This window comes from Mesorhizobium huakuii (assembly GCF_030160235.1).
Taxonomy (GTDB): domain Bacteria; phylum Pseudomonadota; class Alphaproteobacteria; order Rhizobiales; family Rhizobiaceae; genus Mesorhizobium; species Mesorhizobium huakuii.
Window position 1 is genome coordinate 247,125 of record NZ_BSNY01000034.1, and the last position, 22,575, is coordinate 269,699.

The following is a 22,575-nucleotide window of genomic DNA, read 5'->3' on the forward strand; positions in this document are numbered from 1 at the left end:
CAAGTCAGCGGACACCGCCGACAGGCGGGACGCTCACGAGATAGGCAGCGCGGGTCGCGAACACAAGTAAATCGGGGCGTCTAACGGGCGAACGCCGGCTTGCGGACCGGGATGGTCATGGCCGCGACGCCGGCCACGACAAAGGCCATGCCCAGCCATGCCGTCGGTCCCAGGCTTTCACCGAGGAAAACAGCGCCGATGCCGACACCGATCGGTACGCGCAGATAGGCCTGCGACGTCGTACCGACCGAACCCAGCGTGTGGATGAGGCGGAAATAGATGATGAAGGCGAGCGCCGTCGAGAACACCGACAGGCCGAGTAGGGCCAGGATCGACGCCGTCGATGGCGTGAGCGTCCAGGGCTGGTCGACCACGAGGCTGAGCGGCACCAGCATGACCGCGCCACACAGCATCGAACCCGCCGCCGGCAGCATCGGATCGAGACCCTTGAAGCCACGGCCGAAAATGGCGGCGCCGGCATAGCAGATCGTTGCCGCGACGATGGCGACCTGCGCCCACAATTCGTGACCGATGCCACCCAGTGCCTCGGTGCCGACGATGAGGCAGATGCCGGCTATGCCGGCGCCGACACCGATGAGCTTGCGCACCGTGACCGGTTCATGGCGGGTGATCAGCGCGGTGAGCAGGAAGGTGAAGATCGGCGAGGTCGCGTTGAGGATGGTGGCGAGACCGGCGTCGACCGAGCGCTCGGCGGCGGCGATCAGCGTGAACGGTATGACGCTGTTGAGGCAGGCCTGGAAAGCGAAGCGGCGCCAGGTGGCTGCGTCACGCGGCACGGCAAGTCCGCGCCAGCGGATGATGGCGAACAGGATGCCGCCGGCGATCAAGGTGCGGGCGGCGATGAAGGTGACCGGCGGGATGGTCTCGACGCCGATCTTGATGAAGGTATAGGAGGCGCCCCACAGCACCGCCAGCACGCCGAGCAATGCCAGGTCGGTTGTCGTGTCGTTCTTTGTAGGCATGGGGACTGGCTCGCCTGTGATGGGTGATCGGCAGAGCCAGCTTGTAAGCGACGGCCAGACGAAATGCTTCGTCCACGGTCGAATTGTCATAGCGCCTGGCGTGTCGCGCTCCAGGGTTCATTGCAATTCGGGTCAGGCCGGCATTAGCTGAATAGCAACATGCTCTAGGCAAAGCCGCCGCGAATCGCTAAACCCGCGCCCGGCCAGCGTGGCAAGAAGCCGGCTCGGGTTTTTGGCGGAGACATTGATGCCGGATTATGACGTGCTTTGCATCGGCAATGCCATTGTCGACATCATCGCCCAGTGCGAGGAGGAATTCCTCGAAACCAACGGCATCATCAAGGGCGCGATGAATCTCATCGACACGCACCGCGCCGAGCTGCTCTACAGCCGCATGGGGCCGGCAATCGAGGCCTCCGGCGGCAGCGCCGGCAACACGGCGGCCGGTGTCGCCTCCCTCGGCGGCCGCGCCGCCTTCTTCGGCAAGGTCTCCAACGATGCGCTGGGCGAAATCTACGCGCACGACATCCGCGCGCAGGGCGTCGCCTTCGACACCAAGCCGCTCACGGGCGAGCCGCCGACAGCGCGCTCGATGATCTTCGTCACACCCGACGGCGAACGCTCGATGAACACCTATCTCGGCGCCTGCGTCGAACTCGGACCGGAGGATGTCGAGGCCGACAAGGCCTCTGGGGCCAAGGTCACCTATTTCGAGGGCTACCTGTGGGACCCGCCGCGCGCCAAGGAGGCGATCCGGCAGACCGCCAGGCTGGCGCACGCCGCAGGCCGCGAAGTTTCCATGACGCTGTCGGATTCGTTCTGCGTCGACCGCTATCGTGACGAATTCCTCGAGCTGATGCGCTCGGGCACGGTCGACATCGTCTTTGCCAACAGCCACGAGATCAAGTCACTCTACCAGACATCGTCCTTCGACGAGGCGCTGGCCAAGATCCGCAAGGACTGCAGAATAGCCGCCGTCACGCGCTCGGAAAAAGGCTCGGTCATCGTGCGCGGCGACGAGACCGTGGTCATCCAGGCAACGGCGATCCGGGAGCTGGTCGACACGACGGGCGCCGGCGATCTCTATGCCGCCGGTTTCCTGCATGGCTACACGCAAGGCCGCGACCTCAAGACCTGCGGCGACCTCGGCTCACTGGCCGCCGGACTGGTGATCCAGCAGATCGGCCCAAGGCCAAGGCAGAACCTGCGCCGCGAGGCGGAACTGGCAGGGCTGCTTTAACTGAAAGCCCGGCGCTTCTGTTGTGAACAGCAGGCCGCGCCACGGCCCTTCGCAGGCTCAGGGCGCGTTCGAAGCTCGAAAGGCCAAGCAATTGGCTTTTCGTCCGCTACGCGGACCGCTTCTCACCGTCGCGCAGCTGTCACATATCGCTCCTACACGGAATCGAGAGCGCCCCGTGACTGACATTTCGGGGCGCGCCCGCAGCCAGATGGGATGTTGAAAAGATGCAAGACAGCAAGCTGTCGGGCGGCGCGATCCGTTGCCGCCATGATTTCCGTTTCCCGCAGTAAAAATTCAGCAGTCGGCCGCGGCTGAGGGAGGAGCGCGCGCGGCTGGAAGACATGTACATGAGCAGATTTCAGACAACCGGTCTTGGACAGGACGACTTCGCGGAGATGGTCGCGGAAGACGTCGAGCGCGCGCTTGCCCATTATGACGAAGCCATAAACCAGTCGACCGTGGTCTCTGTCGGCAAGATCGCCGGCAGCATAGCATCCGCCGTCACTCTGCTGTCGCCGAAGCACCAGCGCGCCATCGACGCCATCCATGCCGACCTTCCCGGCCTTGCCTCGAAATTCGTGCGCGCGCTGGCGGCGGAAGCCGCGCGCCGCAGCGAAGCCGGCGTCACCGATATGCCGGGGGCTTTGCCGGCCGATGAAGCGCTTGCCGCGCCGCCACGGTCCGACGACCTCGAATCGATGCTGATCGAGGACTGGGCCGGCCGTGTCGCCGGCTCGACCTATCTGGAGGAAAACCTGCGCATCGCCCGCTCGACCCTGCACCGCTGGCAAAGGCGCGGCGACGTCATCGCCTTGCGCAAGGGCGGACGCAAGCACGTCTTTCCACTGGCGCAATTCGTCGACGGCAGGCCGGTCGCCGGCATAAGCGACGTGCAGTCGCTGATCGGCAATCCGCGACTGGCCTGGCTGTGGCTGACGCGCCCGGCGGCGCAGCTCGACGGCCGCGTTCCGATCGACCTGCTGCGGCTGGACCAGATCAATGAAGTGGTCGAAGCGGCACGGGTCTTCGCGCCGGGCTGAAGCCGGCGCGGTCAATCCTCGGTTCCAGCGTCGATATAAGTTCGCGCCGATGGCTACGCCGTTTTGCGAAGGCGAGGCCTGGATGACGGCTGTTGCGGCGCCATTTCGCTCGCGGTGACCAGCCGGTTGCGGCCGCTCTTCTTGCCGATGTACATCAGTCGGTCGGCGAGCGCGATCAGCGCTTCGGAGTCAGCCGCTTCCGCCGGATACATGGCCACCCCAACTGTGCACCCAACCTGGATGGCGCCATTCGGCGTCGGAACCTTGATCCGCAACCTTTCCAGGATGCGTTCGGCGACGCGCACGGCCTTCTGCCGTGCCAGTTCGGGGTCGGCAGAGAACAGGAAGGCGAACTCGTCGCCGCCGAGCCGGGCGACGAAATCGGCGCTGCGCAGGATCGAGCGAAGCTGGGTCGACACGCGCTGCAGCAGCGCATCGCCGGCCTCGTGGCCGAGCGTGTCGTTGACTTCCTTGAACCGGTCGAGGTCGATGAACAGCAGCCCGGCCGCCTCGCCGTTTGCGCCGCAGCGGGCGACCACCGATTTGAGCTCGTTGTGGAAGGCACGCCGGTTGGGCAGGTCGGTCAAGGCATCGTGGTTGGCCGAATGGTCGCTCTGCTGCTTGGCCACCTCGATCTCGCGCTTTTGCGCGGACAGCTCCTCGTTGGCGGTCTTCAGATCCAGGACCAGCTGGGCGTTGAGGTCCTCGACGACCTTGCGGTCGCTGATGTCGACGACGAAGCCTTCCAGGAATTCGAGTTCGCCGGCTTCGTCCCAGACACCGCCGCCGATCTCGCGGACCCACAGCGGTTCGCCGGCTCTCGGCACGATGCGGTAATCGACGTTCCAGTTGCAGCGCGCCTCGAGCGCGGCGTCGACGGCGGCATAGACCGACGGCAGGTCATCCGGGTGGATGGCCGAGACGTAGTCGCGCACCGCATTGTGGATGAAATCGCTCGGCCGATAACCGCTGACGGTGAAAATGCCGTCGCTGATATAGAGCATGGTGTAGGACGCGTCGTTGCGGCAGCGGTAGAGATAACCGTCCATGCGGCCGGTGATGCTGAGCAAGGCGTCCAGCCGCTCATCGTGGTGGACCACTGGGCCGACCGCGGATACGGAAACTCCGTCATGCTTCATGGCCGCACCCCCATTTAGCGGTCTGAGCGCGCCGTGGATGCCGTTACGGCATGTCGGCAAGAGTTTCAGTATATCAGCTGAATCTTATCAATGTCTTATGGAGAGCCTGCGGCGTTTCAAGCGCCGCCGGGTTCGAAGAGCCAGATCGTTGACTTCCGCCTTCGACGCGGACCGCTCTCAAGTCCCCGCCGTATAAGCCGCGATCGCCGCCATGTTGACGATATCGCTGTCCTTGGCGTTCAGCGAGACGATCTGCACCGGCTTGTTGAGGCCGACCAGCAGCGGGCCGATGACCGTCGAGCCGCCGAGTTCCTGCAGCATCTTGGTCGAGATCGAGGCCGAGTGGAAGGCCGGCATGATCAGCACGTTGGCCGGGCCGGTGAGCCTGATGAACGGATACTGCGCCATGGCGCGCGCATTGAGCGCGACATCGGCGGCCATTTCGCCGTCATACTCGAAATCGACGCGGCGCTTGTCGAGGATGCGCACCGCTTCCTGGACGCGCTCGGAGCGCTCGCCCTGCGGATGGCCGAAGGTGGAATAGGCGAGCATGGCGAGCCTCGGCTCGTAGCCCATGCGGCGGGCAAAGCCAGCCGCCTCCTCGGCGATGTCGGCAATCTGCTCGGCATTCGGCATGTCGTGCACGGCGGTGTCGGCGACCAGCACGGTCTTGCCGCGCGCCAGCACGATCGACACGCCGATGACGCGGTGGCCGGGCTTGGCGTCGATGACGCGCCTGATATCGTCGAGCGCGGTCGAATAATTGCGGGTCACGCCGGTGACGATGCCGTCGGCGTCGCCCAGCGCCACCATGCAGGCGGCGAAGTGGTTGCGGTCGTTGTTGATCAGGCGCTGGCAGTCGCGGAACAGGAAGCCTTTGCGCTGCATGCGCTCGTAGAGATAGTCGGTGTAGATGCCGTTGCGGCGCGACAGCCTTGCATTGATGATCTCTATGCCTTGCTTGTTCAGATCGATGCCGGCGAGCTTGGCGTTTTCCTTGATGACATCGTCGCGGCCAAGCAGGATGGCGGTGCCGAGCTTCTGGTTCACATAGGAAACGGCAGCGCGCATCACCTGTTCCTCCTCGCCCTCGGCGAAGACGATGCGCTTGGGCTGGCGCCGCACGCGGTCGTAGATGCGCTGCAAGGTCGAAGCGATCGGGTCGCGGCGGGCCGACAGTTCCTGCGCGTAGCGGTCGAGATCGAGGATCGGCTTGCGGGCGACGCCCGACTCCATCGCCGCCTTGGCCACCGCCAGCGGAATGGCCGAGATCAGGCGCGGGTCGAACGGCACCGGGATGATGTAGTTGGGGCCGAATTTCGGCCGGTTGCCCTGGTAGGCGGCGGCAACGTCGTCTGGCACGTCCTGGCGCGCCAGTTCGGCGAGCGCGCGGGCCGCGGCGATCTTCATGTCTTCATTGATGGTGGTCGCCCGCACATCCAGAGCGCCGCGGAAGATATAAGGAAAACCGAGCACGTTGTTGACCTGGTTCGGATAGTCCGAACGCCCGGTCGCCATGATGGCGTCGGTGCGGATCTCGGCCACTTCCTCCGGCGTGATTTCCGGATCGGGATTGGCCATGGCGAAGATGATCGGGTTCTTGGCCATGGACTGCACCATGGCGGTGGTCAGCGCGCCCTTGGCCGAGAGGCCGAGGAAGACATCGGCGCCGTCGAGCGCCTCGGCAAGGCTGCGCGCCTCGGTCTTCACCGCATGCGCGGACTTCCACTGGTTCATGCCTTCGGTACGGCCCTGGAAGACCACGCCCTTGGTGTCGCACAAAATGATGTTTTCGGGCGCGAAGCCCATCGCCTTCATCAGTTCGATGCAGGCGATGCCGGCGGCGCCCGCGCCGTTGCAGACCATCTTCGTGGCCTTCATGTCGCGGCCGGTGATTTCCAGCGCGTTGATCAGCCCGGCGGCCGAGATGATGGCGGTGCCGTGCTGGTCGTCGTGGAAGACCGGGATGTCCATCAGTTCGCGCAGGCGCTGCTCGATGATGAAGCACTCCGGCGCCTTGATGTCTTCCAGGTTGATGCCGCCGAAGGAGGGACCGAGGAAGCGCACGCAGTTGATGAACTCGTCGGCATCCTCGGTGTCGACCTCGAGATCGATGGAATCGACATCGGCGAAGCGCTTGAACAGCACCGCCTTGCCTTCCATCACCGGCTTGGAGGCCAGGGCGCCGAGATTGCCTAGGCCAAGGATGGCGGTGCCGTTGGAGATGACGGCGACCATGTTGCCGCGCGTCGTGTAGTCGAAGGCGCGGCTGGGGTCCTCGGCGATGGCGCGCACCGGCACGGCGACACCAGGCGAATAGGCGAGGCTCAGATCGCGCTGCGTCGTCATCGGCTTGGTGGCGACGATCTCCAGCTTGCCGGGCCGGCCCATCGCGTGAAACTCCAGCGCTTCCTGCGCGCTGACGGACGGACCGTTGTTCTCGGTTTTCCTGGCCATGATGCTTTTGATTTCCTCGCCGGTGCAGCACCTCCTTGAAGCGGGTGCTTTGTTTCGGTCCGAATTAAGACCACGCGCCGCCGCGTGTAAACCGCCAGCGCGCGGGAATCGCAGGCCGAAGCGCAATTGCGTGCAAACGATCGCCTCGGTCTTCCCCTGCTTTTCGAAGCCCCGGCATTAAACCCGGCCATCACATCTGCTAGCGTGCCGCGCCATGAACATGCATAGCCCGAACGAGCCCGACGACCCCGAGGTGATGACGCCGCCGCAGCCCGGCACGGCCGCCGTGACGCCGATGATGGAGCAGTTCATCGAGATCAAGGCGGCGAACCCGGATTCGCTGCTGTTCTACCGCATGGGCGATTTCTACGAACTGTTCTTCGACGATGCCGAAAAGGCGAGCCGCGCGCTGGGCATCGTCCTGACCAAGCGCGGCAAGCACCAGGGTCACGATATCCCGATGTGTGGCGTGCCGGTGCATGCGGCCGACGATTATCTGCAGAAACTGATCGGCCAGGGATTCCGCGTCGCCGTCTGCGAGCAGATCGAGGATCCGGCCGAGGCCAAGAAGCGCGGCTCCAAATCGGTGGTGCGCCGCGACGTAGTGCGGCTTGTGACGCCGGGCACCATCACCGAGGACAAATTGCTGGCGCCGTCGGAATCGAGCTTCCTGATGGCGCTGGGGCGGGTGAAGGGTGGGGCCGACCATTCCTTCGCGATTGCCTGGATCGACATCTCGACCGGCGCCTTCCGTGTCGCCGAGACCACGGCCGACCGGCTGCTCGCCGACATCTTCCGTGTCGACCCGCGCGAGCTGATCGTCGCCGAGCCGGTGTTCCATGATCCCGAACTGAGGCCGGTGTTCGACGTGCTCGGCCGCGTCGCCAATCCGCAGCCGCCATCGCTGTTCGATTCTGCTTCGGCCACCGGGCGCATCGCCCGCTTCTTCGATGTGGCGACGCCGGACAGCTTTGGTACGTTTTCGCGCGCCGAACTGTCGGCGATCTCCGGCGCCATCGCCTATGTCGAGAAGACGCAGAAGGCCGAGCGGCCCCCTTTGTCGCGACCCGAGCGCGAGGAACAGGGCTCGACCCTGTTCATCGATCCGGCGACGCGCGGCAATCTCGAACTCTTGCGCACATTGTCGGGCAGCCGCGAGGGGTCGCTGTTCAAGGCGATCGACCGCACGGTGACCGGCGGCGGCGCAAGGCTGCTTGCCGACCGGCTGATGGCGCCGCTGACCGACCCGGCGGCGATCGGCGCGCGCCTGGACTCGGTGTCGTTCTTCCGCACCGAAACGCGGCTTTGCCAGGCGGTGCGGACGAGCCTGAAAAGCGTCGCCGACATGCCGCGCGCGCTGTCCCGGCTGGCGCTCAACCGCGGCGGCCCGCGCGACCTCGGCGCACTGCGCGCCGGCTTCGAGGCCGCCGGCGCCATCGTCGAAATCTTCGCCGCGACCGCCCTGCCCCAGGAATTGGCGGAGGCGATGGCCGCCATCCAGGCGCTGCCGCAGGCGCTTGCCCAGCACCTGATGCAGGCGCTGGGCGAGGAACTGCCGCTTTTGAAGCGCGACGGCGGTTTCCTGCGCGGCGGCTACCACCCGGAACTCGACGAGATGCGGGCGTTGCGCGACGAATCGCGAAAAGTGATCGCCGGGCTGGAGCGCTCGCTGATCGAGGAGACCGGCATCCGCTCGCTGAAAATCCGGCACAACAATGTGCTCGGTTACTACATCGAGGTGACCGCCAACCACCATGCGGTGATGACCGGCAGCGATGGCGCCAAGGCGCGCTTCATCCACCGCCAGACAATGGCCAATGCCATGCGCTTCACCACGACCGAGCTTGCCGAGCTCGAGACCAAGATCGCCAATGCCGCCGACCGGGCGCTCAGCATCGAACTGGCGGCCTTCGATGCGCTGACGGCGCAAGCCGTCGGCGAGGCGGAAAAGATCCGCGCCGGCGCAGACGCGCTGGCAGCGCTCGATGTGTCGGCGGCACTTGCGCTGCTTTCGGAAAGCGAAGCCTGGTGCCGGCCGGTGGTGGATTCCAGCCTCGCCTTCGAGATCTCAGGCGGCCGGCATCCGGTGGTCGAGCAGGCGCTGCGCCGTTCGGGCGACGGGCCGTTCGTCGCCAATGATTGCGACCTGTCGCCGGAGGGCAGCGCCAAGAACGGTGCGATCTGGCTGCTGACCGGCCCGAACATGGGTGGTAAATCGACGTTCCTGCGGCAAAACGCGCTGATCGCCATCCTGGCCCAGACCGGTTCCTTCGTGCCGGCGGCATCGGCCCATATCGGCGTCGTCGACCGGCTGTTCTCGCGCGTCGGCGCTTCGGACGATCTGGCGCGCGGCCGCTCGACCTTCATGGTCGAGATGGTCGAGACGGCGGCCATCCTCAACCAGGCCGGCGAACGGGCGCTGGTGATCCTCGACGAGATCGGCCGCGGCACCGCCACCTTCGACGGCCTGTCGATCGCCTGGGCGGCGGTGGAGTATCTGCACGAGAAGAACCGCTGCCGGGCGATCTTCGCCACCCATTTCCACGAAATGACCTCGCTCGCCGGCAAGCTGGCACGACTGCACAACGTCACCATGCGGGTCAAGGAATGGGAGGGCGACGTCGTCTTCCTGCACGAGGTCGGCAAGGGTGCGGCCGACCGCTCCTATGGCGTGCAGGTGGCGCGGCTCGCCGGCCTGCCGGAAGCGGTGGTCGACCGGGCCAAGCAGGTGCTGCACCAGCTGGAGGAAGGCGAGGTTTCCGGCAAGACCAACCGGCTGGTCGACGACCTGCCGCTGTTTTCCGTGGCGGTGAAGCGGGAAGCACTGAGGCCGGTGAAGAGCGACGCGCTCGGCGCCGCCCTGGGCGAGATCAACCCCGACGAAATGACACCACGGGAAGCGCTGGAAGCGCTTTACCGGCTGAAGGGGCTGGCGGGGAAATAGTCAGATCATCTCCAGGCCGCGTTTGCGCGTCGGCGGCGGAAAGGCCCTGTCGAGATCCGAGAGGTCCTGCGAGGTAAGCTTTATGTCGAGCGCCGCAAAATTCTGGCGGACATGTTCCTGGCTGCTGGCTTTCGGAATGGCGATGACGCCGTCCTGATGCATCACCCAGGCCAGCGCGATTTGCGCAGCGGTCGCATTGTGGCGGGCGGCGATGGCATCGAGCCTGGCATTGCGCGCCAGCGCGCCCTGCTCGACCGGCGAATAGGCCATCAAGGGGATGCCGCGCTTGCGGCTCCAGGGCGCCAGATCGAATTCGGGGCCGCGCCGGACCAGATTGTACAGCACCTGGTTGGTCTGGACGTTGCCGCCACCGGGCAAGCCGGCCAGGTCCTCCATGTCCTCGGTGTCGAAATTGCTGACGCCCCAATGGCGGATCTTGCCGGCCTTCTTCAAGGCCTCGAAGGCTTCGACCGTCTCGGCCAAAGGCACGCTGCCCGGCCAATGCAGGAGGTAGAGATCGATGCGGTCGGTGCGCAGGCGCTTGAGGCTGTTCTCGCAGGCGCGCTGCACGCCCGCGCGCGACGCGTTCGATGGCAGAACTTTCGAGACTACGAAGACCTCGGCGCGGCGCCCGGCAATGGCCTCCGCCACCACCTCCTCGGCGCCGCCGCTGGCATACATTTCGGCGGTGTCGATCAGCGTGATGCCAAGATCGAGACCGAGTTTGAGAGCGTTGACCTCATCGGCACGGCGACGCCTATCCTCACCCATCTTCCACGTGCCCTGGCCGAGCACTTGGATGGCTTCACCAGAAGGCAGCGTGGTGGTTCTGATGGTCGAGGGCATGGCAGGCTCCGTTTGAGGCCGAATCGCATCACAAGGCGGGCGAGAAAACCAAGAGGCGTTCTCGCCCAAATCTCCCCGCCGCGAAAGGCTCACTTCACCGGATGCGCGGCAAGCCAGTCCTGCATCTGCTTGATTTCGGCTTCCTGCGCGGCGATGACGCCTTCGGCGAGCTTGCGGATTTCCGGGTCCTTGCCGTTGGCAAGCTCGACCTTGGCCATGTCGATGGCACCCTGATGGTGCGGGATCATGCCCCTGACAAAATCGACATCGGCATTGCCGGTGTATTTGACCATCATGTCCTTGTGCATCTTGTCCATCGCCTTCTTGTAACCAACGGTGGCAGGGCTTTGCGCCCCCATCGACATGCCCGCCATGTCGTGTTTCATCTCTTCGCTCTGCGCCGGAACGCTTTCGAGGAAGACGGCGAGCAGCATTCCGGCCGCCATCAGCAAAAGCACGAGTTTCTTGGCCAAGGTCATTCATGATCTCCTGTTGATTAGGTTTCGTATTTGGGGGTTTGGATCAGAGTTTCAACGTTCGCAGCCGCAATGCATTGGCGATGACCGAGACCGAAGACAGGCTCATCGCCGCCGCCGCCAGCATCGGCGACAAGAGCATGCCGGTAAGCGGATAGAGCACGCCGGCGGCGACGGGCACGCCAAGCACATTGTAGAGGAAGGCGAAGAACAGGTTCTGGCGGATGTTGCCGATCGTCGCCTGAGCCAGCGTGCGAGCCCGCACGATGCCGTTGAGGTCGCCCTTGACCAAAGTGATGCCGGCGCTTTCGACCGCGACATCGGCGCCGGTGCCCATGGCGATGCCGACATCGGCACTGGCTAGGGCCGGCGCATCGTTGACGCCGTCGCCGGCCATGGCGACGCCGGCGCCCCTGCCGCGCAGTTCCTCGACCAGGGCTGCCTTCTGTTCCGGCAACAGGCCGGCGCGAACCTCGTCGATGCCGAGGCTTTTGGCGATTGCGTTGGCCGTGCGCTCATTGTCGCCGGTCGCCATGATGATCCGCAAACCGCTGTCATGCAGCGCCTTGATCGCCTCGGCGGTGGTCGCCTTGATCGGATCGGCGACGGCGACGATGCCGGCCAGCTTGCCGCCGACAGCGACGAACATCGCCGTCTTGCCGTCGCCCTGCAGCGCTTCCGCGCTGGCGGCAAGGAAAGAAACGTCGACGCCGAGATCGGCCATCATCGCGGCATTGCCGAGCGCGACGGCCTTGCCCGACACAGTGCCCGAAACACCCTTGCCGGTAACCGCCTCGAAATCGCCGGCGTCGGTGACGGTTGCACCGCGCGCCGTGGCGCCCTCGACGATGGCCTCGGCCAGCGGATGTTCCGAGCCCTTCTCCAGGCTCGCGGCGTGCCCCAGCAATTCGCCTTCGGAAAAGCCGTTTGCCGCGACGACGTCCGTCAGTTTCGGCCGGCCCTCGGTCAGCGTGCCGGTCTTGTCGACGATCAGCGTGTCGACGGAGGCGAAGCGTTCGAGCGCCGCGGCTTCCTTGATCAGCACGCCGGCATGCGCACCGCGCCCGGTGGCGGTCATGATCGACATCGGCGTGGCGAGGCCAAGCGCACAGGGACAGGCGATGATCAGCACCGAGACCGCCGAGACGATGGCGAAGATCAGGCTGGGCTCGGGACCGAATACGGCCCAGGCGATGAAGGCCACGACGGCGACAAGGACGACGGCCGGGACAAAGTAGAAGGAAACGCGGTCGGCCAATCCCTGGATCGGCGCGCGCGAGCGCTGTGCCTTGGCGACGAGCTCGACGATGCGTGCCAGCGTGGTCTCGGCGCCGATCCGTTCGGCGCGCATGATCAGCGAACCTTGCCTGTTGAGCGTGCCGCCGGTGAGAGCATCGCCCTCGGCCTTCTCGACCGGCAGCGGCTCGCCCGTGATCATCGATTCGTCGATGGAGGAGCGGCCTTCGAGCACGGTGCCGTCGACCGGCACGGCGTCGCCCGGCCGGATACGCAGGCGATCGCCGGCCTTGACGCTGTCCAGCGGCACGTCGGTCTCCGAACCGTCTTCGGCGATACGCCGCGCCGTCTTCGGCGCCAGATCGAGCAAGGCACGGATCGCCGATCCGGTCTTTTCGCGGGCACGCAGTTCCAGAACCTGGCCGAGGAAGACCAGCGCGACAATGACGGCGGCGGCCTCGAAATAGACCGGCACAGCACCGCCATGACCGCGGAACTGATGCGGGAAGATGTCGGGGAAGAGCGTGGCGACGACGCTGTAGAGGTAGGCCGCGCCGACGCCGAGCGAAATCAGCGTCCACATGTTGGGGCTGCTGTTGAGGACGGACTCCCAGCCACGGTGGAAGAAGGGAAAGGCGGCCCACAGCACCACCGGGCTTGCCAGGACCAGCTCGATCCAGACCTTCGTGCGGTCATCGACCCAGCCCTCAAACGACAGGCCGACCATCGGCCCCATCGCGACGATCAGAAGCGGGATCGACAGGACCGCGCTGACCCAGAAGCGCCTGGTGAAATCGACCAGTTCGGGATTGGGCCCTTCATCTCCCGATGGCACGCCCATCGGCTCGAGCGCCATGCCGCAGATCGGGCAGGAGCCGGGCTTGTCGCGGACGATTTCCGGATGCATCGGGCAGGTGTACTGCGTGCCCTTGGGCGCGGGCGGTAGCGCCGGCCTGTCGCCGAGATAGGCCTGCGGTGCCGCCTCGAATTTCGCCTTGCAGCCGGCGGAACAGAAATAGAAGCCCTGGCCTTCATGGCGGACGAAATGCTTCGCCGTCGCGCGGTCGACGCTCATGCTGCAGACGGGGTCGGTGGCCGTCAAATATTGTTCCGGCTCGGCCTGGAATTTCGAACGGCAGCGCTCGCTGCAGAAATGATAGAGGCGGCCGTCACGCTCCGATGTCGGCTTGCCGGCGACGGGGTCCACGGTCATGCCGCAGACCGGATCGCGCAGCACGGCCTCCGCATCGGCCCCCTTCGGCGCGCAACAGCTGTCGTGCGCGCCATGGGCGTGGTGATCATGGTCTGAATGCGTCATTCCAAAATGCCTCTGTGCGTCTGTCCGATGCGGAGGTAGTGCTTCCAGTAACTGGAAGGTCAAGGCCTGTTCTGATTTTTCGCGTTTCGGAGCCGCCGATTGACCGGATGGCAAAAACCGTACACAAGCGCGCGCCTGGGCGAAGATTTCCCTTGCCAATGTAAAGCTTGCCCCCGTCCCGCTGGACCGTTTTACAATGAAGTGCCTGGTCATAAACCTCGATCGGTCCGCGAATAGGCTTGCCCACATAGCTGCCGAGTTCGACCGTATCGGTATCAAGTTCGAACGGGTCGCGGCGGTCGACGCGCGCAGCCACCCCGAACTCGAGCAGCAGCCGCAGCATCCGATCTATGGGACCCGGCGCCTGCTGGGCAGCGAGATCGCCTGCCTGCACAGCCACCGCGCCTGCTGGTCGATCCTCGTGCAGGACGAGGCCCGCTTTGGCGCCATCTTCGAGGATGACGTGGTTTTTTCGGCCGATGCCGGCCCACTGCTTTCCGACAGTGGCTGGATCCCGGCGGATGCCGATGTCGTCAAGCTGGAGACGTACTTCAAGAGAACCCTGATCGATCGGCGAGGGGTTGCTGCCGGTCACGGTTTTTCGGCGTTCAGGCTCTACAAGAACCATCCGGGAACCGGAGGCTACATCATCTCCAGAGAGGCGGCGCGCGATCTCCTCGAGGCGACCGAAAAGATCAATGTGACCGCCGATGATCTGATCTTCACCCCGGCATTCCCGACCTCGTCCAGCAAGACGATCTACCAGCTCGTCCCGGCGCTTTGCGCGCAGGACCAGTTCGTCGGCGACCGATTGCCAAGCCTGCTCGCCGAAGAGCGGCTCGCTGTATTGGGCACGTCCGGGCCCGCGGCAAAAACCAGAAAGCCGGTCGGCGAGAGAATCATGAAAGAGGCCGGACGAACCATGCGGTGGGTCGTCGATTTCTGTCGATTCCGGCGACATATCATAGTCCCCTTCGATCCGATCGGGACGAACGACTAGGTCGTGGTCCGGACTGTCGACCCGCCCCATACCCAGCGCCGCGAAAACGCGCTATAGACGCCGCCCAAAAGGCAAGGCCAACCGGTACCAATGGCGAAAATCTCCCTGAAGCTCGATGAACTGATCGACGGCGAAGCCTTGCGCCGCGAGATGACCGCGCTGACGGCGGCCACGGCGGGTGATGGTTCGGGACCCGCCGCACGCGCCGGCGTTCTCCAGCTTCTCAAGGCCCGGCTCGCCGAAGGCCGAAAGATCGCGGAGGCGCTGCTGAAGGAGGATGGCGGCGGCAATGCGTGCGCCGAGCGGCTGTCGCATCTGATGGATGAGCTGATCCGGGCGCTCTACGATTTCGCGGCGACGCATGTCTACCGGGTGAAGAACCGGTCGTCGGCCGAACGCATGGCCGTCGTCGCGGTCGGCGGCTATGGCCGCGGCACGCTGGCGCCGGGCTCCGACATCGATCTTCTGTTCCTCTTGCCCTACAAGCAGACGCCGTGGGGCGAACAGACCGTCGAATACATGCTCTACATGCTGTGGGATCTGGGCCTGAAGGTCGGCCATGCCACCCGCAACATCGATGAGTGCCTCAGGCTATCGCGCACCGACATCACCATCCGCACCTCGATCCTGGAGGCGCGCTTCCTGTGGGGCGAACGCAAGCTGTATGACGAGCTGATGCTGCGCTTCGACCATGAGGTGGTGCGCACGACCGGCCCGGAATATGTCCAGGCCAAGCTCGCCGAGCGCGACGAGCGCCACGCCAAGGCCGGCGAGAGCCGCTACCTGGTCGAACCCAACGTCAAGGACGGCAAGGGCGGCCTGCGCGACCTGCAGACGCTGTTCTGGATCGGCAAGTACTTCTACCGGGTGCGCACCGGCGAGGAACTGGTCGAAAAGGGCGTCTTCACCGAGGCCGAGTACCGCGAGTTCCAGAAGGCCGAGGACTTCCTGTGGGCGGTGCGCTGCCACATGCATTTCCTCACCGGCAAGGCCGAGGAGCGGCTGCATTTCGATATCCAGCGCGAGATCGCCGAGCGGCTCGGCTACACCACCCATCCCGGCTTGTCGGCGGTCGAGCGCTTCATGAAGCACTATTTCCTCGTCGCCAAGGACGTAGGCGACCTGACCCGCATCTTTTGCGCCGCGCTCGAGGAGGAACAGGCCAAGCACGTTCCCGGCTTCAACCGCATCTTCCTCACCTTCCAGCGCCGCAAGCGCAAGCTTGCCGGCACGTCCGATTTCATTGTCGACAACCACCGCATCAACATCGCCGACGACCAGGTGTTCGAGCGCGATCCGGTCAATCTGCTCAGGCTGTTCTGGTTCGCCGACAAGCACGGGCTGGAATTCCACCCCGATGCGCTGAAGCTGCTCACCCGCTCGCTCGGCCTGGTCAACAAATCGCTGCGGCGCGACGAAGAGGCCAACCGGCTGTTCCTCGACATATTGACCTCGGACCGCAATGCCGAACTCAATCTGCGGCGGATGAACGAGGCCGGGCTGCTGGGCAGGCTGATCCCCGACTTCGGCAAGATCGTCGCCATGATGCAGTTCTCGATGTACCACCACTATACGGTCGACGAACACCTGATCCGCTGCATCGGCGTGCTGGCCGAGATCGAGCGCGGCGACGGCGAGAAGGTGCATCCGCTGTCGCATTCGCTGATGCCCGGCCTGAAGAAGAGCCGCGAGGCGCTCTATGTCGCCGTCTTGCTGCACGACATAGCCAAAGGCAGGCCGGAAGATCATTCCGAGGCCGGCGCCCGCATCGCGCGGCGCATCTGCCCGCATATGGGGCTGTCGGTGGCAGACACGGAAACCGTCGCATGGCTGGTCGAGAACCACCTCGTCATGTCGATGACGGCGCAGACCCGCGACCTCAACGACCGCAAGACCATCGAGGATTTCGCCTCGATCGTGCAATCGGTCGAGCGGCTGAAGCTGCTGTTGATCCTCACCGTCTGCGACATCAGGGGCGTCGGGCCGGGTGTGTGGAACGGCTGGAAGGGCCAGTTGCTGCGCACGCTCTATTACGAGACCGAGCTGCTTTTGACCGGCGGTTTCTCGGAAGTGTCGCGCGCCCAGCGCACGGCGGCGGCGCGCGAACGCCTGGCCGAGGCACTCGCCGGTTGGCCCGACAAGGACCGCAAGCGCTATGTCGGGCTGCACTACGAGAACTACCTGCTGACCGTCGACCTGCCGGATCAGCTGCGCCACGCCGAATTCGTACGCGAGGCCGACGCGGCCGGCAAGAAGCTCGCCACCATGGTCAAGACCCACCAGTTCGAGGCGGTGACCGAAATCACCGTTCTGGCGCAGGACCATCCCCGTCTTCTCTCGGTCATTGCCGGGGCATGCGTCGGTGCCGGCGGCAATATCGTCGACGCGCAGATCTTCACCACCGCCGACGGCCGCGCGCTCGACACCATCCTGATTTCGCGGGAATTCGACCGTGACGAGGACGAACGCCGGCGCGCCGAGCGCGTCGGCCGGCTGATCGAGGACGTGCTGTCGGGCAAGAGCTGGCTGCCGGAGATGATCGAGAAGCGTACCAAGCCAAAGCGCGGCGCCAAGGTGTTCAAGATCCCGCCTCGCGCCGAAATCCGCAACACGCTGTCGAACAGGTTTTCGGTCATCGAGGTCGAGGGGCTCGACCGTCCGGGCCTGCTGTCGGAGATCACCGGCACGCTGTCCGACCTGTCGCTCGACATCGCATCGGCGCACATCACCACTTTCGGTGAAAAGGTCATTGACACCTTCTATGTCACGGACCTCACCGGCCAGAAGATCGACAGCCCGTCCCGCATCGCCACCATCCGCAACCGGCTGATGGCGACGCTCGAAGGCATCGCGCCCGAGCGCGGCGGCAAGTCCAAGGCGGCCGCCGAGTGACTGCCATCCTCACCTTGTCCCTCTCTCCAAAGCTGTTCACCGTTTCATGGAAACGGCGAACCGCTCTAACTTTTTCTAACGCAATTCCGAAGGGAAAGCGCTACGCGCTTTTCCCGGGAAAACCATTTCACACTTTTCCTGGAATTGCTCTAAGGCAGTCTTCGTACGCATGAGCCTCGTCAAGAAATTCGCCACCGTCGCTTCCGGCACGCTGATGAGCCGCGCGCTCGGTTTCGGCCGCGAGATGCTGATGGCGGCAGCGCTCGGCACCGGACCGGTGGCCGACGCCTTCAACGCCGCCTTCCAGTTCCCCAACACCTTTCGCCGGCTGTTCGCCGAAGGCGCCTTCAACGCCGCCTTCGTGCCGCTGTTTGCCAAGGAGATCGAAACGCACGGCACCGATGGCGCCAAGCGTTTTTCCGAGGAAGTGTTCGGCGTGCTGTTCTCGGCGCTGCTGGCGCTGACCATCGCCATGGAACTGGCGATGCCGCTGATCGTGCGCTACCTGGTGGCGCCGGGCTTTGCCGACACGCCGGGCAAGTTCGAGACGACCGTCCTGCTGGCGACGATCATGTTCCCCTATCTCATCTGCATGTCGCTCGCGGCCATGATGGCCGGCATGCTGAATTCGCTGCGCCGCTATTTCGCGGCGGCTATCGCGCCCGCTTTCCTCAACATCATCCTGATCAGCGTGCTTGGCTATGCCTGGTATCGCGGGCTGGATGCGCATGCCGTCGGCTTCAGCCTGTCCTGGGGCGTGCTGGCGGCGGGGCTGGTGCAGCTCGCCATCGTCTGGGTGGCGGTGCGCAATGCCGGCATCTCGATCGGCTTCCGCCGACCGAAGATGACGCCGAACGTCAAGCGCCTGCTGATCCTGGCCCTGCCGGCGGCGATCACCGGCGGCATCACCCAGATCAACCAGCTGATCGGCACGGCGATCGCGTCGGCGCAGGACAGCGCGGTGTCCTCGCTGGCCTATGCCGACCGCGTCTATCAGCTGCCGCTCGGTGTCGTCGGCGTGGCGGTGGCGATCGTACTGTTGCCCGAGCTGTCGCGGGCGCTGAAATCGGGCAATCTCATCGAGGCGGCCAATCTGCAGAACCGCTCCGTCGAGTTCACCTTGTTCATGACGCTGCCGGCGGCCGCCGCGCTCTGGGTGATGGCGGAGCCGATCGTGCGGCTGGTCTATGAGCGCGGCGCGTTCGCCGCCAACCATTCGACGCCGACCGTGGCGGCGATCCTGGCGATATTCGGCCTTGGCCTGCCGGCCTTCGTGCTGATCAAGGCCTTCACCCCGGGCTATTTCGCCCGCGAGGACACGCGAACGCCGATGATCTTCGCCGCCATCTCGGTGGCGGTGAACGTCGCCACCGCGCTGACGCTGTTTCCAAGGATGGGCGCGCCCGGCATTGCAGTGGCCTCGGCCGTGGCCGGCTGGGTCAACGCGCTGATGCTGCTTGCGGTCCTGATCCGGCGCGGCCATTGGGGCCGCGACGTGCCGCTCCTCAAGCGCATTCCCCGGCTGGTGCTGTCGGCGGCGGTGATGGCGGTGGCGCTGTATTTCGCCGAGCACTGGCTTGCCGTCAGGCTTGGTCCCGGCTCGCCGCTGGTCGTCAAGGCAACGACGCTGCTGGCGCTGGTGGCCGGCGGGGCGGTGCTCTACTTCGTCACCGCCTTTGCCACCGGCGGCGCCGATTTCGGCATGATCCGGAGAAACATCGGGCGTAAGGGATCGCCGCCCGTCGGCTGACGATCACCGGACTCTTGATACTGCCGCCGCTGAGGCCGAGCGACCGCCTTGGACCCTGTGGATATGCGAGTGCCGAGGCGCCATTGCCTCTTCGTGTATTGCCTTTGGCACCGACTGAAAGCAGGACAAGCCTAGAGTTGCGTTGACACTACCGTTGGAGGGCTCGATGGGAACACTGTCACTCGAAGATTTTGTTGATGACCAGCCTTGGGGAGACGACCTTCCGCTTCTGGAAGACATTCCCAGTGAAAATCCCATGCCGGGCGTGCGGATCCAGCGGCTGGTTACAAGAGGCGACAAGCGTGGCGAGCTTACGGTCCTCATGTCGGCACTGCTGGAGCCAATAGCCCCGCCGCCACATGTCTATCAGGTATCGGCCGAGGCGGGATCGATCAGGGCATGGGTCTATCACAAACGACAGTTCGACCGGCTCGCCTACACAAATGGCGACCTCAGGGCCGTACTCTACGATTTGCGCGAGGATAGCCCGACATACAAAAAGCTGGAGATCCTCGACGTCGGCGCGGCGAACAAGATCCTGCTGACGATTCCGCCCTATGTCGTTCACGGGATTCAGAATCGGGGCAAGAGCACCGCGACATTCATCAACATGCCGACAGCCGTCTACGATCCCAAACATCCGGACAAATCACGAATCCCCTTCGATCATCCAGGCGTCCCTTACAAATTCGAATGACATGACCACGTTTTCCGTCATCATGGCCACCTACAATCGCGGCAGGCATATTCTTCCGTCGATACAATCGGTGCTGCGCCAAAGCTGCCGGGACTTCGAGCTGTTGGTGGTGGGCGATTGCTGCACGGACGATACCGCGGATGTTGTCCGGGCGCTCGCGTCTCCGCAAATCCGCTGGTTGAACCTGCCCGAGCGCGGCGGCAGCCAAGCCTTTCCCAACAATGCGGGCATGGAGATGTCGCGTGGGCAATACATTGCCTATCTCGGTCATGACGACATCTGGGCTCCGGACCATCTCCAGGCACTGGCAGATCTTTTCGGGCACAACCCGCAGCCGGACTTTGTCGTGAGCGGCGCGATCTTTCACGGCCCCAGGGCAAGCAATTTTCGGTGGGTGACCGGCATCTTCGACGAATCGGACACCGCTCTCAAGCACTTCTTCCCGCCTTCCAGTTTCGGTCACCGACGCGACGTCGCCGATCGAATTGGGAAATGGCGCCATCCCAAAGAGATCACGGCGCCCGTTGACGCGGATTTCCTTTTGCGGGCGGCAAGGTCCGGGATGAATTTCGTCTCGACACAGCGGGTCACTGTCCAGAAGTTCGCGGCCGGCCACCGCTACCTGAGTTACACGAGCCACACGTCGGACGAGCAGGAACGAATGGTCCGGCGAATGGCCCGGCCGGGATATAACGACTATCTGGCGTCCGAGCTGGCCAAGGCCAAGGCAGCCGGCGGTTACATGGTCGTCGTGCATCCGGACTACGAGCGCTATGAAAATGGTCAGGTTTCGGCTCAGAATGCGATGGCCAAGGGCGTCGTCCGCCCGGATCTGCGCGACCTCAGGCAGCGCGAGGTCATCAAGCAGGACAACTCGCCGAAAGCGCTCGATTGGTTTCCGCACCAAGCGGGCGACGACTGGGTATTGTGGGTCGGCTGCAATCCACGCCCAAAGCTGCTCGTGCCGTTCAAATATGCCGGCAAGGCGCGGATTCGCCTGGACGTCCGGCACTCTCTGCGCGAGGCGCTGACCAAGCTCAAATTGTCCGTAAACGGCCAGCCGGCTGCGGCACGCCTTAGCAAGGTGCGCCAGGAGGGCGATCTGTGGAAAGCACAAGCGACGTTTGAAACGGCGCTGCGAAGGGACGATCCGACGATCCTGGAGCTTCACCTCACCAGATTGCAAAGACCCGCGGGACGCAACGGCATCGGCGTTGCCGACATAGAGGTGACCCCGCTGGGGTGGCAAAGCATTGTTGCAAAGGGCGCGCGGCTGCTCGCAAAGTTCCGTCCGGCCCGCTGATACCTCTTGCCGGTTTTTCACCCTTCGTCCATAAGCGCGCCATCGCAAGACTTTCGCCGCGCGCGGTTTCCAGCCGCGTGATTGGCTCCAAAAAGTCTGCAACTTTTTGGAATCATGCTTATACGGCCCTCCACAAGCCACGAGGAAACCCATGTCCGCCTTCAAGCCACTCGTCTTCTCCGGCGTCCAGCCGACCGGCAATCTGCATCTCGGCAACTATCTCGGCGCCATCAAGAAATTCGTCGCCCTGCAGGACACGTCCGATTGCATCTACTGCGTCGTCGACCTGCATTCGCTGACCGCGCAGCTCGTTTATGACGACCTCGCCGACCAGACGCGCTCGATCACCGCCGCCTTCCTTGCCTCCGGCATCGACCCGAAGAAGCACATCGTCTTCAACCAGTCGCGGGTGATGCAGCATGCCGAGCTCGCCTGGATCTTCAATTGCGTCGCGCGCATCGGCTGGATGAACAAGATGACGCAGTTCAAGGACAAGGCCGGCAAGGACCGCGAGAATGCCTCGCTGGGCCTGCTCGCCTATCCCTCGCTGATGGCTGCCGACATCCTGCTCTATCGCGCCACGCATGTGCCGGTGGGCGAGGACCAGAAGCAGCATCTGGAGCTGACCCGCGACATCGCCCAGAAATTCAACAATGATTTTTCCGACCGCATCGCCCGGCTTGGCGTCGGCGTCGAGATGCAGGTCGGCGAGGAGACGGTGAACGGCTTCTTCCCGATCACCGAACCGGTGATCGGCGGCCCGGCGGCGCGCATCATGAGCCTGCGCGACGGGTCGAAGAAGATGTCGAAGTCGGACCCGTCGGACCTGTCGCGCATCAACCTGACCGACGATGCCGACACCATCTCGAAGAAGATCCGCAAGGCCAAGACCGATCCCGAGGCCTTGCCGAGCGAAGTCGACGGGTTGGAAAGCCGGCCGGAAGCGGAAAACCTGGTCGGCATCTATGCCGGCCTGGCTGAAATGTCGAAGGCCGACGTGCTGAAGGAATTCGGCGGCCAGCAGTTTTCCGTGTTCAAGCCGGCGCTGGCCGACCTTGCGGTGGAGAAGCTGGCGCCGATCGCCGGCGAGATGCGCCGCATCGAAGGCGACCGCGCCTATGTCGACGCGGTGCTCAGGGACGGCGGCGAACGCGCCGGCGTGCTCGCCGAAGCGACGATGAAGACGGTGCGCGATATTGTCGGCCTGCTGCAGGGCTGATCCCTGTCGTCAGGACACCGCACCTACTGGCCGCA

15 protein-coding genes are annotated in these 22,575 nt (G+C 64.5%); 9 read left to right on the forward strand and 6 right to left on the reverse strand.

Annotated elements, in window-relative coordinates; genetic code table 11:
- Positions 1-80 precede the first annotated feature (80 nt).
- The gene (locus tag QQK95_RS18640; protein ID WP_284275333.1) at positions 81-983 is read right to left on the reverse strand and encodes a DMT family transporter; all 903 of its coding nucleotides are present in this window, start codon (positions 981-983) and stop codon (positions 81-83) included.
- A gap of 247 nt (positions 984-1,230) precedes the next feature.
- Between QQK95_RS18640 and QQK95_RS18645 the strand changes: the two genes are divergently transcribed.
- Both QQK95_RS18645 and QQK95_RS18650 read left to right on the forward strand, forming a co-directional pair.
- On the forward strand, positions 1,231-2,223 hold the full coding sequence (locus QQK95_RS18645; protein WP_284275336.1) for an adenosine kinase: 993 nt from the start codon (positions 1,231-1,233) through the stop codon (positions 2,221-2,223).
- Positions 2,224-2,570: 347 nt separating this feature from the next.
- A complete protein-coding gene (locus QQK95_RS18650; protein ID WP_284275338.1) occupies positions 2,571-3,263 on the forward strand; it encodes an antitoxin Xre/MbcA/ParS-like domain-containing protein in 693 nt (230 codons plus the stop codon).
- Positions 3,264-3,316: 53 nt separating this feature from the next.
- On the opposite strand, the gene QQK95_RS18655 is transcribed toward QQK95_RS18650, so the two are convergent.
- Together QQK95_RS18655 and QQK95_RS18660 are read right to left on the reverse strand one after the other, a co-directional pair.
- Entirely contained in the window at positions 3,317-4,402 is a 1,086-nt protein-coding gene (locus QQK95_RS18655; protein ID WP_284275341.1) for a sensor domain-containing diguanylate cyclase, read from the reverse strand.
- A 177-nt stretch (positions 4,403-4,579) separates the two neighbouring features.
- The gene (locus QQK95_RS18660) at positions 4,580-6,859 is read right to left on the reverse strand and encodes an NADP-dependent malic enzyme (protein ID WP_284275343.1); all 2,280 of its coding nucleotides are present in this window, start codon (positions 6,857-6,859) and stop codon (positions 4,580-4,582) included.
- 256 nt (positions 6,860-7,115) lie between these two features.
- Here QQK95_RS18660 and mutS point away from each other — a divergent pair, with 256 nt between their 5' ends.
- Positions 7,116-9,803 carry a DNA mismatch repair protein MutS gene (mutS, locus tag QQK95_RS18665; RefSeq protein WP_284275398.1) on the forward strand — a complete coding sequence of 896 codons (2,688 nt, stop codon included), beginning with the start codon at positions 7,116-7,118 and terminating at the stop codon, positions 9,801-9,803.
- Here mutS and QQK95_RS18670 read toward each other — a convergent pair whose 3' ends face one another.
- From QQK95_RS18670 to QQK95_RS18680, 3 genes are all read right to left on the reverse strand, one after another.
- On the reverse strand, positions 9,804-10,649 hold the full coding sequence (locus QQK95_RS18670; RefSeq protein ID WP_284275345.1) for an aldo/keto reductase: 846 nt from the start codon (positions 10,647-10,649) through the stop codon (positions 9,804-9,806).
- Between the two features lie 89 nt (positions 10,650-10,738).
- The gene (gene copM / locus QQK95_RS18675; RefSeq protein ID WP_284275347.1) at positions 10,739-11,128 is read right to left on the reverse strand and encodes a CopM family metallochaperone; all 390 of its coding nucleotides are present in this window, start codon (positions 11,126-11,128) and stop codon (positions 10,739-10,741) included.
- A 43-nt stretch (positions 11,129-11,171) separates the two neighbouring features.
- On the reverse strand, positions 11,172-13,679 hold the full coding sequence (locus QQK95_RS18680; protein ID WP_284275349.1) for a heavy metal translocating P-type ATPase: 2,508 nt from the start codon (positions 13,677-13,679) through the stop codon (positions 11,172-11,174).
- 196 nt (positions 13,680-13,875) lie between these two features.
- On the opposite strand from QQK95_RS18680, the gene QQK95_RS18685 reads away from it, so the two are divergent.
- The 6 genes from QQK95_RS18685 (at position 13,876) to trpS (ending at position 22,540) form a co-directional block, all read left to right on the forward strand.
- Positions 13,876-14,679 (forward strand): glycosyltransferase family 25 protein, encoded by an 804-nt coding sequence (locus QQK95_RS18685; RefSeq protein ID WP_284275351.1) that lies wholly within the window; start codon positions 13,876-13,878, stop codon positions 14,677-14,679.
- Between the two features lie 90 nt (positions 14,680-14,769).
- Entirely contained in the window at positions 14,770-17,571 is a 2,802-nt protein-coding gene (locus tag QQK95_RS18690) for a [protein-PII] uridylyltransferase (protein ID WP_284275353.1), read from the forward strand.
- Between the two features lie 169 nt (positions 17,572-17,740).
- Positions 17,741-19,321 carry a murein biosynthesis integral membrane protein MurJ gene (murJ, locus tag QQK95_RS18695; RefSeq protein ID WP_284275354.1) on the forward strand — a complete coding sequence of 527 codons (1,581 nt, stop codon included), beginning with the start codon at positions 17,741-17,743 and terminating at the stop codon, positions 19,319-19,321.
- Between the two features lie 166 nt (positions 19,322-19,487).
- On the forward strand, positions 19,488-20,018 hold the full coding sequence (locus tag QQK95_RS18700; RefSeq protein WP_284275355.1) for a dTDP-4-dehydrorhamnose 3,5-epimerase family protein: 531 nt from the start codon (positions 19,488-19,490) through the stop codon (positions 20,016-20,018).
- Between the two features lies 1 nt (position 20,019).
- Positions 20,020-21,321, forward strand: a complete 1,302-nt coding sequence (locus QQK95_RS18705; RefSeq protein WP_284275357.1) for a glycosyltransferase family 2 protein — start codon at positions 20,020-20,022, stop codon at positions 21,319-21,321.
- A 151-nt stretch (positions 21,322-21,472) separates the two neighbouring features.
- On the forward strand, positions 21,473-22,540 hold the full coding sequence (gene trpS, locus QQK95_RS18710; RefSeq protein ID WP_284275358.1) for a tryptophan--tRNA ligase: 1,068 nt from the start codon (positions 21,473-21,475) through the stop codon (positions 22,538-22,540).
- Positions 22,541-22,575 lie beyond the last annotated feature (35 nt).